Source organism: Pseudoalteromonas sp. NZS71 (genome assembly GCF_015864715.1).
GTDB lineage: Bacteria > Pseudomonadota > Gammaproteobacteria > Enterobacterales > Alteromonadaceae > Pseudoalteromonas > Pseudoalteromonas arctica.
In genome coordinates, this window is record NZ_JADYWS010000025.1 from 1 (window position 1) to 13,500 (window position 13,500).

The 13,500-nt window shown below is 40.8% G+C and carries 12 protein-coding genes and 2 tRNA genes; 2 read left to right on the forward strand and 12 right to left on the reverse strand.

The window, feature by feature from the left end; translation table 11 throughout:
- Window positions 1-2 precede the first annotated feature (2 nt).
- The 8 genes from I6E85_RS15615 to xerD all read right to left on the reverse strand — a co-directional run bounded on the left by I6E85_RS15615 (window position 3) and on the right by xerD (window position 7,168).
- Window positions 3-76: transfer RNA gene (locus I6E85_RS15615), tRNA-Arg, on the reverse strand.
- A gap of 38 nt (window positions 77-114) precedes the next feature.
- Window positions 115-207: transfer RNA gene (locus I6E85_RS15620), tRNA-Ser, on the reverse strand.
- 128 nt (window positions 208-335) lie between these two features.
- Window positions 336-518 (reverse strand): hypothetical protein, encoded by a 183-nt coding sequence (locus I6E85_RS15625; protein WP_010553261.1) that lies wholly within the window; start codon window positions 516-518, stop codon window positions 336-338.
- A 324-nt stretch (window positions 519-842) separates the two neighbouring features.
- The gene (gene lysS / locus I6E85_RS15630) at window positions 843-2,378 is read right to left on the reverse strand and encodes a lysine--tRNA ligase (RefSeq protein WP_007583775.1); all 1,536 of its coding nucleotides are present in this window, start codon (window positions 2,376-2,378) and stop codon (window positions 843-845) included.
- Window positions 2,379-2,404: 26 nt separating this feature from the next.
- Window positions 2,405-3,503 (reverse strand): peptide chain release factor 2 gene (gene prfB, locus I6E85_RS15635; protein WP_096058065.1). Its coding sequence is split into 2 segments (ribosomal slippage): window positions 2,405-3,427 and window positions 3,429-3,503, totalling 1,098 coding nucleotides; the frame shifts between segments, so codons are not numbered across the junction.
- Between the two features lie 143 nt (window positions 3,504-3,646).
- The gene (gene recJ / locus I6E85_RS15640; protein ID WP_007583770.1) at window positions 3,647-5,368 is read right to left on the reverse strand and encodes a single-stranded-DNA-specific exonuclease RecJ; all 1,722 of its coding nucleotides are present in this window, start codon (window positions 5,366-5,368) and stop codon (window positions 3,647-3,649) included.
- An 81-nt stretch (window positions 5,369-5,449) separates the two neighbouring features.
- On the reverse strand, window positions 5,450-6,178 hold the full coding sequence (dsbC, locus tag I6E85_RS15645; RefSeq protein ID WP_007583768.1) for a bifunctional protein-disulfide isomerase/oxidoreductase DsbC: 729 nt from the start codon (window positions 6,176-6,178) through the stop codon (window positions 5,450-5,452).
- A gap of 63 nt (window positions 6,179-6,241) precedes the next feature.
- Window positions 6,242-7,168 (reverse strand): site-specific tyrosine recombinase XerD, encoded by a 927-nt coding sequence (xerD, locus tag I6E85_RS15650; protein WP_024590718.1) that lies wholly within the window; start codon window positions 7,166-7,168, stop codon window positions 6,242-6,244.
- Between the two features lie 94 nt (window positions 7,169-7,262).
- On the opposite strand from xerD, the gene fldB reads away from it, so the two are divergent.
- Complete coding sequence (gene fldB / locus I6E85_RS15655) at window positions 7,263-7,784, forward strand: flavodoxin FldB (RefSeq protein ID WP_169044383.1); 522 nt, start codon at window positions 7,263-7,265, stop codon at window positions 7,782-7,784.
- A gap of 338 nt (window positions 7,785-8,122) precedes the next feature.
- Here fldB and I6E85_RS15660 read toward each other — a convergent pair whose 3' ends face one another.
- The 4 genes from I6E85_RS15660 to I6E85_RS15675 all read right to left on the reverse strand — a co-directional run bounded on the left by I6E85_RS15660 (window position 8,123) and on the right by I6E85_RS15675 (window position 12,185).
- Window positions 8,123-8,590, reverse strand: a complete 468-nt coding sequence (locus I6E85_RS15660) for a YHS domain-containing (seleno)protein (RefSeq protein WP_007583762.1) — start codon at window positions 8,588-8,590, stop codon at window positions 8,123-8,125.
- A 139-nt stretch (window positions 8,591-8,729) separates the two neighbouring features.
- Window positions 8,730-9,176, reverse strand: coding sequence for a DUF2147 domain-containing protein (locus I6E85_RS15665; RefSeq protein ID WP_197237127.1), 447 nt, complete (start codon window positions 9,174-9,176; stop codon window positions 8,730-8,732).
- A 144-nt stretch (window positions 9,177-9,320) separates the two neighbouring features.
- On the reverse strand, window positions 9,321-11,330 hold the full coding sequence (locus I6E85_RS15670) for an alpha-amylase family protein (RefSeq protein ID WP_197237128.1): 2,010 nt from the start codon (window positions 11,328-11,330) through the stop codon (window positions 9,321-9,323).
- 156 nt (window positions 11,331-11,486) lie between these two features.
- Window positions 11,487-12,185 carry a tRNA1(Val) (adenine(37)-N6)-methyltransferase gene (locus tag I6E85_RS15675; RefSeq protein ID WP_197237129.1) on the reverse strand — a complete coding sequence of 233 codons (699 nt, stop codon included), beginning with the start codon at window positions 12,183-12,185 and terminating at the stop codon, window positions 11,487-11,489.
- Between the two features lie 75 nt (window positions 12,186-12,260).
- On the opposite strand from I6E85_RS15675, the gene srmB reads away from it, so the two are divergent.
- Window positions 12,261-13,487, forward strand: a complete 1,227-nt coding sequence (gene srmB, locus I6E85_RS15680; protein WP_007376476.1) for an ATP-dependent RNA helicase SrmB — start codon at window positions 12,261-12,263, stop codon at window positions 13,485-13,487.
- Window positions 13,488-13,500 lie beyond the last annotated feature (13 nt).

The window sequence follows — 13,500 nt, forward strand, 5'->3', positions numbered from 1 at the left end:
GGTGGGCGCAGGAGGATTCGAACCTCCGACCGCTCGGTTCGTAGCCGAGTACTCTATCCAGCTGAGCTATGCACCCATACTTTAAAACTTTACAAAACACGCCATTAAAAGAAATGGTGGAGAGGGAGGGATTCGAACCCTCGATAGAGCTACAAACTCTATACTCCCTTAGCAGGGGAGCTCCTTCGGCCACTCGGACACCTCTCCGTCTTGTGGGGCGTATAATAAAGATTTCAGAAAATATGTCAAACACTTTTCTACCAAAAACGACTATATGGTTATAGATTGCACATATGCTTGGTTTAAAAGTGTAATTAGTTTGAAATTTAAGCGGGTTACGTATTTTTATTTGAAGGATTAACACCTAGCACAGGAACTAAGTCATCAGTTAACTGAGCCAAATACTGTTCTTGGTAACCTAATTGTTGAAATTCAGCAATACAAGCACGGTAGTAAGCATTTCTTTCTTGCTCTGATGTGCATTCTTCTGATAAATCATCTACTCGTTTGTCTTTCATACTATTATTCTAAGTCCTTTAAGAATCTATATTTAACTGCTAAATACCAAGCAGTGTAAATTTCGTGCGTATTCTAGCTAAAACCTTTACATAAATACAACATATGTTTAAAAAACAATCATACTAAAAAGTTATAGCACTGTTAGTTTTAATATTAAAAACTGCCAATAACAATAAATTAGCGAAGCTGAATTGCACATTAACCAGCACTAATAACTACATTTAATTTTTAGTGTAGTACTTATTAATTAAAATACTAATGCAAAGCAAAAAAAACGCCGCTATTAAGCGGCGTTTATTAACTTACTTTGTTCTACCCAAAGCTTAGTCAGCTTGTGGACGCATATGCGGGAACAAAATAACGTCTTTAATTGTTGATGAGTCAGTAAACAACATTACTAAACGGTCAATACCAATACCTTCACCTGCAGTTGGCGGTAAGCCGTACTCAAGTGCGCGTATGTAGTCTTCATCGTAATGCATTGCTTCATCATCGCCTGCGTCTTTCTCTTCAACTTGGCGAGTAAAGCGCTCAGCTTGGTCTTGTGCATCGTTAAGCTCAGAGAAACCATTTGCAAGTTCACGACCGCCAACAAAAAATTCAAAACGGTCTGTAACAAATGCATTTTCGTCGTTACGGCGTGCAAGTGGAGATACTTCCCACGGGTAGCCAGTAATAAACGTAGGTTGAATAAGCATGTGCTCTGCTGTTTCTTCAAATATTTCACACAAGAACTTACCTGGGCCCCAAACACAATTTTCAGGAATTTTAACGTGCACTTGTTTAGCGTACGCTTTTAATTCGTCAAAGTGGTTTTCTGGGTCGTTAAATACCGCAGCATCAAACTCAGGGTTATATTTTAATATTGCATCGCTCATGCTTAAACGTGTAAACGGTTGGCCAAAGTCGTATTCAACTGAATCGATAACTTCGCCGTTTTCGTCTTTAGTTGTATTAACTACAACTGCACTACCTAGTACGTTTTCTGCAACCGTACGTAGCATGTCTTCGGTGATGTTCATCAGGTCGATGTAATCAGCGTATGCTTGGTAAAATTCAATCATTGTGAATTCTGGATTGTGACGCGTAGATAACCCTTCGTTACGGAAGTTACGGTTAATTTCGAATACACGGTCAAAACCACCTACCACTAAGCGCTTTAAGTAAAGCTCAGGCGCTATACGCAAGTACATATCGATATCAAGCGCGTTATGGTGAGTTACAAACGGACGCGCAGATGCACCGCCAGGTATAACCTGTAGCATTGGTGTTTCTACTTCCATAAAGTCACGGTCTGCTAAAAAGCGACGAATGCCTTCAACTACTTGTGAACGAATGCGGAATGTTTCGCGCGTTGCTTCGTTAGTAATTAAATCAACGTAACGTTGGCGGTACTTTGTTTCTTGATCTGATAAGCCATGGAATTTTTCTGGTAACGGACGAAGTGACTTAGTTAATAATTGGTACTCAGTCATTTCTACGTATAAATCGCCTTTACCTGATTTATTTAATGCGCCTTTAACACCAATAATATCGCCAGTGTCTAGTTGACCATATTTTTCTTTAAGATCTTTTTGAACATCTTTAGATGCATACGCTTGTACGCGACCTTTCATGTCTTGAATTACAAAAAACGGTCCACGCTTTGCTAAAATACGGCCAGCGATAGACACAACTTCTTGCATCTCTACTAATTCTTCTTTGCTCTTATCACCAAACTGGGCTTGCAAATCAGCCGTGTAATGCTCACGACGGAATTGGTTTGGATGACCGTTGGCTGGGCAATTTTCGCGTATAGCGTCTAACTTGCCGCGACGCTCAGCGATTAACTTGTTTTCGTCTTGGATTTTATCAGTCATTTTTTAGCTCTTTATTAGCTTGGTGGTTATAGGCCAGATTTAAGGCTGGCTTCAATAAATTTATCTAAGTTACCGTCAAGTACCGATTGGGTATTGCGGTTTTCAACGCCTGTACGTAAATCTTTAATGCGTGCGTCATCAAGTACGTATGAACGAATTTGACTACCCCAACCAATATCAGATTTAGCATCTTCTTGCGTTTGTTTTTCAGCATTTTGCTGTTGTAGCTCAAGCTCAAATAATTTAGCTTTTAACTGCTTCATCGCTTGGGCTTTATTTTTATGCTGCGAACGCTCATTTTGACACTGCACTACGGTATTTGTTGGTACGTGAGTAATACGAACCGCCGATTCGGTGGTGTTAACGTGCTGACCACCCGCGCCCGATGCACGGTAAACGTCTATACGCAGGTCTGACGGATTCATATCAATTTCAATATTATCGTCAACTTCTGGGTATACAAACGCAGAAGCAAATGAAGTATGACGACGACCACTTGAGTCAAATGGGCTTTTACGTACTAAACGGTGCACACCAGTTTCTGTGCGTAACCAACCGTAAGCGTATTCGCCAACAAAGCGGACAGTTGCGCCTTTAATACCAGCAACATCACCGTCGGTCGCTTCAACTAGCTCAACTTTAAAGCCTTTAGCCTCGCCCCAACGTAAATACATACGAAGTAGAATATTACACCAGTCTTGTGCTTCAGTACCGCCAGAACCTGATTGTAAATCAAGGTACGCATCGTTTGAGTCATGAGGACCTGAAAACATACGACGAAACTCTAAACCTTCTAACTGCTCGTTTAGATCAGTTAATTCGCTTTGCGCTTCGTCAAAGGTATCTTGATCTTCAGCTTCTACGGCAAGCTCAAGTAAGCCTTCAACATCATCAGTACCGGCTACAAGGTTGTCGATTGTTTCAACAACAGCTTCTAATGCTGATTTTTCACGGCCAAGCGCTTGTGCGCGTTCAGGCTCATTCCACACGGCTGAATCTTCAAGCTCGGCGTTAACTTCTTCTAAGCGTTCTTGTTTAAGAGCGTAGTCAAAGGTACCCCCGAAGCAATTCAGTACGTTCGCGAATTTCCTTGATTTGATTAATCACAGGATTCACTTCAAACATGTACATCACTCCAAAATGGCTAGGTAATTGCGCCCCTTTAAATGGGATTTTCGCAATAAATTATCGTCAAATGATAAAAACGCCCGATTTTAACAAAAAACCGCGCGCTTTATTAGCATTTTATGCATGATATTACATATTTTTTAGTGCACTTTTTCAAGCTCTCTAACTATTAATTGCAGCGTAAATTTACCTCTAAACTCATTTATATCGAGCTGGTACGCTACTTTTACAAACTTCGCCTCAGTATCTGGCCATTCTTTTACATCAATACCAAAAGCAATGGCATCAACTAAACGACCAGATTGGTGCTTTAACACGAGCTTTAAATGCTTTTCGCCTACTATTCGCTGCTGTATTACTTCAAAGGTGTGCTCAAACACCGGCTCAGGAAATTGCTGACCCCACGGGCCCGATTGCTTTAATAGCTGGGCAAATTCCATCGTAAAGCAGTCGTTTGGCAGCTCGCCGTCGGTAAACACAATACAGCGCTTACTTTCTTCACTCAGTTGCGCGCTAACTGCGGCATCAAACGCTTTTTTAAAGTCGTTAAAGTGCTGCTCGTTAATACTTAAACCAGCAGCCATTGCGTGGCCACCAAATTTATTAATTAAGTGTGGGTCGGCTGTATTAAGTCCTTCGAGTAAATCGCGCATGTGCAGCCCTTCAATAGAGCGGCACGAGCCTTTAATTTCACCGTTTTCGCCACCAGCAAATATAACTGTTGGGCGGTGGTATTTTTCTTTTAAGCGACCAGCCAAAATCCCAATAACACCTTGATGCCAATCGTCTTGAAACAAACAAATAGCATCAGGGATGTTATCGTCGCTAAATGCGAGTCTATCAAGCACGGCTTGCGCTTCGGCTTGCATGCCTTGTTCTATTTCGCGCCTTGCAAAGTTTAAGCTATCGAGCTCGCCGGCTATACTACGCGCTTGGTTTATATCGGTGCTAAGCAAGCACGCTATACCCAAACTCATGTCGTCCAATCGCCCTGCTGCATTTAAACGCGGCGCAAGTGAAAAGCCAAAGTCGCTTGCGCTTAAGCGGGCAGCATTGCGGTTAGCCACTTCAATAAGCGCGGTAATGCCTGGGCGTGTTTTACCACTGCGAATACGTGCTAAACCTTGGTGTACTAAGGTACGGTTATTTGCATCAAGTGCCACTACATCGGCAACCGTTCCAAGCGCTACAATGTCGAGCAAGTTAGCTAAATTAGGCGGTGGTTGTTGCTCAAAATAACCCAAATCTCGCATTACGCTTCTCAGCGCTATTAATAAGTAAAAAGCAACGCCAACGCCTGCAATAGATTTAGACGGAAAATCACATTCATGTCTATTTGGATTTACTATTGCATCGGCATTTGGCAGCTGCTCACCTTGTAAGTGGTGATCTGTTACCAACACTTTTATGCCAACCGCTTTTAAAATATCAATACCGGCAATACACGATATGCCGTTATCTACGGTGATCACTAAATCAGGTTTTATTTGTACTATTTGCTCAGCAAGCGCGGGGCTTAAGCCATACCCTAAGCTAAACCTGTCAGGAATTAAGTAATCTAAATGCTTAAAGCCAAACATCTCAAGGCCTTGCATTAATGTTGCAGTGCTTGTTGCGCCATCGGCATCAAAGTCGCCAACTATTAATATTTGGCTTTGCGCTTTTAATGCTTCAATTAATAAGTCGCTGGCTTTGTCGATGTCTTTAAACAATTTGAAGTCGTGAAGCGTAGCTACGCTGTTATTTAGCTCTTCGGCATTGAATACATTGCGGTTAGCATAAATTTGTTTAATTACAGGGTGTAAATTACTCGGCAGATGCGAGTCGTCAACGTTTTCACGCGCAATGATTAGTTTTTTCATGCAGGGTTTTAACTTATTGAGTCGTATTAAAAAGACAAAAAAAGGCCATTAAGGCCTTTTTAATAATAACTAAGCGTTTAATTACGACGCTTTGTTAGCTTCTAATGCTGCTTTTAGTGCTGCTGCTGGCTGGTAACCAGGGATCATAGTACCATCTTCTAAAATAATAGCGGGTGTGCCGCTAATACCAAAGCTTTGACCTAATTGGTAATGCTCTGCAACCGGTGCGCTACAGCCTGCAACTACTTTAGTGCTTGTGCCCGATTTAGCTTCTGTTAGTGCTTCTTGCTGATCGCGTGCACACCATACGTTCATTAAATCTGCATAACCTGAACCTTGTAAGCCACCACGTGGAAACGCTAAGTACTTAACGGTAATACCCGCATCAAGTAAATCGTCTAACTCGCGGTGTAATTTACGACAGTAACCACAGCTAATGTCGGTAAATACAGTAATGCTGTGTTTTTCGTTTGGCGCTTTGTACACAATCATCGATTCTTCGTATTCTTTAAGACCTTCAACACGCACGCCATTTAATGCTTGCTCTGTTAGGTTATTACGATTATTTAAATCAATTAACGTACCTTGCATTAAATATTGACCGTCTGGACTTGCGTAAAGCACGCCCTTATTAGTGATTAATTCTTTTAAACCCGTTACTGGACTTGGATTAATTTGCTTTACAGTTACACCAAGCTCGGCAAATTTAGTAATAATAGGATCATTAGCATCTGGTGTTACAGCAACGCCATTTGCAAATGCACTAATACTTGTGCACAACATGGCACCTGCTAACATTAATTTTTTCATAACTTCTCTCTATCCTAAAAATACTTAATATATTGACCGGCTTAATGATATTTACTTTCAAACTTACGCACGCGGGTGATGCTCTGCGTGTACCGACTTTAACCGTTCATTGGCAACATGGGTATAAATTTGCGTCGTTGATAAATCGCTATGGCCCAACATCATTTGTACCACACGTAAATCTGCCCCATGATTTAATAAGTGCGTAGCAAAAGCATGGCGCATAGTATGGGGCGATAATGGAGACTCAACTGCTGCCAAAATAGCATAGTGTTTAATTCTATGCCAAAAGGTTTGTCGCGTCATGCCTACTCCGCGTTTAGATGGGAACACAAAATCGGTGGCATGTTTTATCATTTGCGCACGCCCACCCTTTAAAAACTGCTCAAGCCAATACATGGCTTCTTCACCCAGTGGAACTAAGCGCTCTTTATTACCTTTACCTTTTACAAACACCACTGCTTGGCGCAAATTAATTTGCTCCATGCGCAGTCCAACAAGCTCACTTACACGCAAACCCGTTGCATAAAGTAGCTCTAGCATGGCTTTATCGCGCAGTCCCATCGCTTCTTCGGTATTAGGCGCATTTAATAATGCCTCAACTTCGGCCTCTGAGAGTGTTTTAGGTAACGACTGCCCTGCTTTTGGCTGAGAAATATTTAGCATGGGGGTGTCGCTAATTAGTTTTTCGCGCACAAAGTACTGATAAAAACGTTTTAGCGCACTAATACTACGTGCAGTACTGCGTGGTTTTAAGCCTAAATCGACTCGATGCGCTAAGTAACTTTCAACATCAAGCCCTGTTACCGTCATTAAATTTTCGCCCTTTAAAAATAGGCAAAACTTGTCTAAATCACTGCGATAAGCACTTAATGTGTTTTCGCTTACGCCTTGTTCTAAGTACAGGCTATCTAAAAAGGTTTCTAGGTAGTCGCTATTACTGCTCATACTGCTGTTATTTTCAAAAGAATCGTCAGATAGCGTTGTCACATTGTGCTCTCATGCTTTGCTAAGGTATCAATTAAAAATACCTTACGGTAAACTTGAGCCTATCATATCAGGCAATTACACAGTGATAAATACGATGCAAATTGGTTTATTTTTTGGTTCTACTACGTGCTACACCGAAATGGCAGCAGAAAAGATTCGCGACATTATTGGTGCCGATATAGTTACCCTGCACAATATTAAAGACGAGCCACTAAAAAATGCAGAGCAGTATGACTTTATCATCTTTGGTATTTCAACATGGGATTTTGGTGAAATACAAGAAGACTGGGAGTCAAAGTGGGACGACATAGCCGACGTAAACCTAAATGGTAAAACCATTGCTTTATTTGGCATGGGCGATCAGCAAGGATACGGGCAGTGGTTTCAAGATGCGCTAGGCATGCTACACGACGAAATAAATACGCAAATATTTACTCAACTTGGTTTTTGGCCAAACGACAGTAGTTACGAGTTTGAAGCTTCAAAAGCATTAACGCCTGATGGTAAACAGTTTGTAGGACTCGCGCTCGACGAAGACAGTCAATACGAGCTAAGCGACGACCGCATTGCAACATGGGTTGAACAGGTAATGACTGAATACGGCGAAACGCTTTAATTAATAAGCTAATAAATAAAAAGCCCGCAACTAGTTTAGTTGCGGGCTTTTTAATTAGGGCGTGTTGATCTTTGGTGGGTGAATTTGCAGCAGTATGTTTGGTTTTTTAGGCAAGGCAGAGCCTATGTAGTGTGGTTATTCCCCATAAATAGGCGATAACGCAGCATAAATGCCAAACATGCACTGCCCTCTGGGTTCTTTCTAGGGGCGATCAACTCTTTGTTGCTCGGTTTTTACTTAGCCCACTAGGTTACAAACCTCGCGCCGCGATTTAATCGCCCCTAGATTGAACAAATTTCAATCCACAAAGATCAACACGCCCTAGCAATATGAGTAATTTATTGAAACGTCATCACATTGGTTGTTTGTGGGTAGTACCCATCTGCCATAACAATGTACGGTAGTAAATTACTTAACCATTTTTGCTGCACGCTTTCGCTATAGTTTAAGTAAAGCTTACCTTCGTGAATATAAAATGCTTCTGGGTCTATACCTACAGCGTTACCTTCATCAGCCATTGCATAAGCACACCAACCACCGTATTGCGGTGCATAACGTTTTGGGTTTTCTGCAAATGTCGTTTTGTTTTCTTCACTCGAAAAGTGCCAGTTGGCACCTAAATAACTAAACGTGTATTTGTCGCTGCCTTTAACGGCTTTATTTTGCGTAAAATAAGCAACGCTGTCGTACCCTTTAATAGCCGTGTTATTAAACCAACCCGTATTTACAGCATCATCCTTTGCATTTGCCCCACCGCTTATTAACAGTGCGCTAAGCATTATTAAAGCAACTATGTACTTAATCATCTTTTTTCCTTTATTATTTACTCAAAATTGAATGCCAATTAAATATAGCTGGCTTAGTGAGTAAGAAAGGCAAAGCGCAAAAATGATTTCAGTTAATACTTAATTATTTAACGCCCAGTGATTAAATAAGTAGTAAAACTTACTCTACTTTTAGCCAATATTGGTTTCGGTAAAAAAAGCCAATGTAGCCGCGTACTTCGAGCTTTTTACCTTCATCTTGCGGGGTTAGTTGTAAAGTGTAGGTTTTACCATTTGTTGGGTCGAGTATTTCACCGTCTCCCCAAACGCCATCATCTTGTGCTTTTACACCCGTGATTATAGTCATTCCTAAAATAGACTGATCTTTTAACTCATCATCACATTTGCTGCATATATCGTTTTGTTTTGCCGGGTTAAGAATGGTTTCAACTTTGCCGCTTAATACACCGTTGGTTTGGGTAATACGTACATACGACTTAGCTTGGTTTGTATCCTCGTCAATCGTTTTCCAAAGCCCTACTGGCGTAATAGCAGCAAACACACCTTGGCTTGCAAAAATGGTGGCTGCTAACGTGCTAAGTAATGCTAATTTATTTAACTTTTTCATTGTGTTGCCTTTTAAATTAAGTGGCCAATGGCTAAATCATATCAGGTGATTTATAAACACACTATTAAAGCGCTTTACATAAAAGCAAAAAACCTAAACTAATAATCATTAGTTTAGGTTGTCATATGAGCTTTTTGCTTACTTTTAAAAACTACGAATTACTACACCTGAATTATTAAACTCAAATTTATTAATTTTTCCGCATTGCGCCATATGATTAGTACTTGTATAAAGTGGATTGTCTTGTGCAATGGCAGTCTCCCATCCTTGGCCATTTTTAATGAATGCTTTTAGTTCAAACCATCCATTAACCGCTTTACTGCAATCCATATCTACATCAAGCATCCAATAGTGTTCGCCCCATATATTTAAAGGTGTCACACCAAAACCATCTGTGTTTACCGTTTTTTCAGCGCCCCAACCTGCTGGCCAAACGTTCGTTGTCCAGTCGGTAGCAGAACCTTCTGCTTCGCTACTTTGCCCATTTTCTATACCATACCAATCAAGGTAGTTATCATTTGCTTTCCAAGGGCTTGTTGTGACATTTTTTAAATTGTTATGACGAATAGGCATTGCACACTCAAAATTACTTGTTTGGCAATTTCGACCAAGGTTTGCGTTTGCATAAGCGTGGTCAATTCCACCACGGATAAACATGTCTTGTCCGCTTTGTGTTTGTGCATTAATAAAAATAACCGTTCGCTGCCAGTCACTTTCAGTGCTTGAGGCAGAACTGGTATTTAACTTGGCATTTTTATGAATTGCCATCGCATCCCAAGCGCCAATATTAAGATTAATAGTACCGTCGGAATTAACCGTTATAACCTCACCACTACAACTTTTAGCATCAGCTGACAGTTCGCCTTTTAGCACATTACAGTATTGCCCTGACGCCATATCGGTTTGCACAGTTGCAGTAAGTGTTGAGTCTTCTTTGTTAATAGCCATATGACCCGAGCTACCTCGGCCAAATGAAATTTGATTATTTGTGTTATCCCACCAATTTGTTACTGCCCAGTTGTCGGCGGTGTTATTTCTAAAATCGACCCCGCCTGCAATATATGACCAGCGATGCTCACACTTCCAATTACTCGCAAAACACTCTAAGTTACCATTATTATGTACCGGTACATTTGGCCCACCAGCATCTGTATCACCATGAAAATCATAACTCGACATTACTTTTGGATAACCGTACGGATAAGCCAACATAAATACATTGGCTAAGTCATATAAGCGGCCATCTTCAAAGGTAATAACATTGCCAGCGCCGCCGTGCCCGCGCTGATTGTCGTGATTGTCTACAAAAACCACCGCAGAAGAGCTTGGCATAAAGCCCCACCCTTCGCCAAAATTACTCAGCCATGCAAGCGAGCCGTTTCTAAAAGTGTTACCAAGCTCAGTGCTATATTTAAATTCAGTTACTAAACCTGTGCTTAAATATTCAGAGGCACCAACAGCCTCCCCACCTTGATCGATCACTTCTTGAAAAACCACTGGCGAGCCATTTACTTTGGCCATTAAACTTTGGATATCGCTTGCTGCAACATGTTTAGAAGCATCAAACCGAAAGCCTTTTACGCCAATAGCTTGTAAGTCGTTAATATATGCTGCAATGGTATTTTGCACATAGTTTGAAGCGGTATCTAAATCGGCAAGTCCAACTAGTTCACAGTTTTGTACTCGGTAGCGATCGTTGCCATAATCAGAGTTATTAATGGTACAACTTTCATGAAAATCTTGTGGGCTATAAATAGGAAAGCTTTTATTACCAAAGCTATTTCCCGCCGTGCCTGTGCCACTTCCTGCTGCCATATGGTTAATAAGCGTATCAACGTAAATATCAACCCCAGCTGCACTACAGCGATTTACCATATCGATAAACTGTGCACGGTTTCCGCCACGACTTTGCAGTTCATAACTTACTGGCTGATAACGTGTCCACCATTGGCTTCCTGTAATGTGCTCATTAGGTGGCGAGACCTGTACTGCAGCGTAGCCTTTTGGTCCTAGGTATTGCTCACATTCTTGCGCTACATCTTGCCAATTCCATTCAAACAAATGTACAAATGTGGTGGGCGTAGCAGTCGCAATGCTAGGTAAGAGCAACCCTAGGCTTAAACCTGCGGTGGTGATTATTTTATTGAGTTTCATAGTGTGTGATCCAATTGTTGAGCGAGCAAAACAACTACTCGATTTTATTTACAAGTGGTTAACACTAGATTGGTAATTGATTAAATAAAAATTGAATACGTATGCATAATAGGTAAATTATCCTTTATTACTAGATAACCTACATAACTAGGCAATTTACATTTTCAAATAAAATGCTTTGCACAGGGCTATATAATCAGCAGTGTAGGTATTATCTAAGTTTCTAATACACAGGGTTGATGATTCTATATCGCTTTTTACGTAGCTAAATGTCATTAAACTGCGGCTAATATCTTTGTTGGGCGTGGATTTTACTTGGCAATGAGTATTTAAATAAAGCCCATTTTGAGTAGCAAGCTCAATAAATAATGCGCCTTCAACGCTTGGGAGTATTAAGCTAAAGCGAGAACCACTATGGCTTAAATGTTTAAACGCATTAATTAACTCTTCAAAACTTAGGCCGTCGGTATGGCGTGCGGTATTACGCGCAACATTATCGCCTTTTAAACTGTGATTAAAATACGGTGGATTAGAGATAACCACGTCAAATTTAACTTCACTACTAAAGCTTTGAATAGTTTGGTGCGTAATACTTATAGTTGGCCACGGGCTATTAGCTACATTTTGTAATGCTTGGGTATAGGCGCTTTCGTCAATTTCTACCGCAGTTATATCAAGCTCATTACTGCGCTGCTTACACATTAGTGCTAGTAAGCCGGTGCCGGTGCCTATATCAAGTAACGACTTTGCACCGCTTAAATTAGCCCATGCGCCAAGCAAAATGCCATCGGTAGAAACTTTCATTGCACAGTGGTCGTGTTCAACTTTAAATTGTTTAAATACAAAACCAGACATTTTTTCACCTTTTCATTCACCAAGCGCAGCATAGCGCGTATAATCAGGGTAATTGTCCCTTATTTTAGACACTCTATGCAATTTTCTGAATTTGATCTTGATAACAAGCTACTCGATGCCATTAATAAAATGGGCTACGAGACGCCAACCAGCATTCAACAACAAGCTATTCCTGAAGCACTACAGGGGCGCGATATTTTAGCATCTGCGCCTACTGGTACAGGTAAAACAGCGGCATTTTTAATTCCGGCTATTCAGTACTTACTGGATTTCCCACGTCGTGACCCTGGTTTTGCGCGCGTACTCGTTATGACCCCGACTCGTGAGTTGGCTTATCAAATTCATGAACAATGTGAACTGCTAGCTAAACGCACACACCTAAAAATTGGTGTAGTAACAGGCGGTATTAACTACGGCACGCATAAAGAAATTTTTGAAAAAAATAACGATATTTTAATCGCCACACCAGGTCGATTAATGGAATACCTAGAAACCGAAAACTTTCATGCTGAACACGTAGAAATGCTTATTATTGATGAAGCAGATCGCATGTTAGATATGGGTTTCAAAAAAGAAATGAGCCGTATTTGTGACGAAGCTAAAAATCGTCGCCAATGTTTTTTATTCTCAGCAACACTTGAAGGTGACAGCGTAGAAAGGTTTGCTGAAAAAACATTAAACGACCCAGCTCTATTAGAAGCCGAATCGTCACGTAAAGAAAAAGCTAAAATTCACCAATGGGTACATTTAGCCGACGATTATCATCACAAACTTGAATTATTAGTTAATACGCTAAAAAACCCTGACGTAACTAAAGCGATTGTGTTTGTTAAAACTCGCGAACGCTTAGAAACATTGATTGGCGAACTTACAACTAATGATGTAAAAGCGGCGTGGTTACGCGGCGAAATGCCACAAGACAAACGTATGAAAGCCATGGAAAACTTCCACAGTGGCAAAACAAGCATATTAGTTGCTACCGACGTAGCTGCACGTGGTATTGATGTATCTGACATCAGCCACGTTATTAACTTTGATATGCCGCGTACTGCCGACGTATATGTACACCGTATTGGTCGTACTGGCCGTGCTGGTAAAAAAGGGATAGCAATATCGCTAGTTGAAGCACACGATATTGGTATTTTATATAAAGTAGAGCGCTACGTTGAACAAAAATTAAAACGCCGTGTAATTAGAGGTGTTGAGCCACAGCATAAAGAAGCTAAGCCACCAGCTAAAAAGCGTAAAGATCCAGTAAAAATGAAAGCCAAGAAAAAGGCTAAGGTTAAAAAGAAAAAGTAACCTAAAACATTTT

Bases quoted from the DNA above. Each gene is read 5' to 3' on its own strand.
- I6E85_RS15625 (WP_010553261.1), bottom strand. From the start codon at position 518: ATGAAAGACAAACGAGTAGATGATTTATCAGAAGAATGCACATCAGAG.
- lysS (WP_007583775.1), bottom strand. From the start codon at position 2,378: ATGACTGATAAAATCCAAGACGAAAACAAGTTAATCGCTGAGCGTCGC.
- recJ (WP_007583770.1), bottom strand. From the start codon at position 5,368: ATGAAAAAACTAATCATTGCGCGTGAAAACGTTGACGACTCGCATCTG.
- dsbC (WP_007583768.1), bottom strand. From the start codon at position 6,178: ATGAAAAAATTAATGTTAGCAGGTGCCATGTTGTGCACAAGTATTAGT.
- fldB (WP_169044383.1), top strand. From the start codon at position 7,263: ATGCAAATTGGTTTATTTTTTGGTTCTACTACGTGCTACACCGAAATG.
- I6E85_RS15660 (WP_007583762.1), bottom strand. From the start codon at position 8,590: ATGATTAAGTACATAGTTGCTTTAATAATGCTTAGCGCACTGTTAATA.
- I6E85_RS15665 (WP_197237127.1), bottom strand. From the start codon at position 9,176: ATGAAAAAGTTAAATAAATTAGCATTACTTAGCACGTTAGCAGCCACC.
- I6E85_RS15670 (WP_197237128.1), bottom strand. From the start codon at position 11,330: ATGAAACTCAATAAAATAATCACCACCGCAGGTTTAAGCCTAGGGTTG.
- I6E85_RS15675 (WP_197237129.1), bottom strand. From the start codon at position 12,185: ATGTCTGGTTTTGTATTTAAACAATTTAAAGTTGAACACGACCACTGT.
- srmB (WP_007376476.1), top strand. From the start codon at position 12,261: ATGCAATTTTCTGAATTTGATCTTGATAACAAGCTACTCGATGCCATT.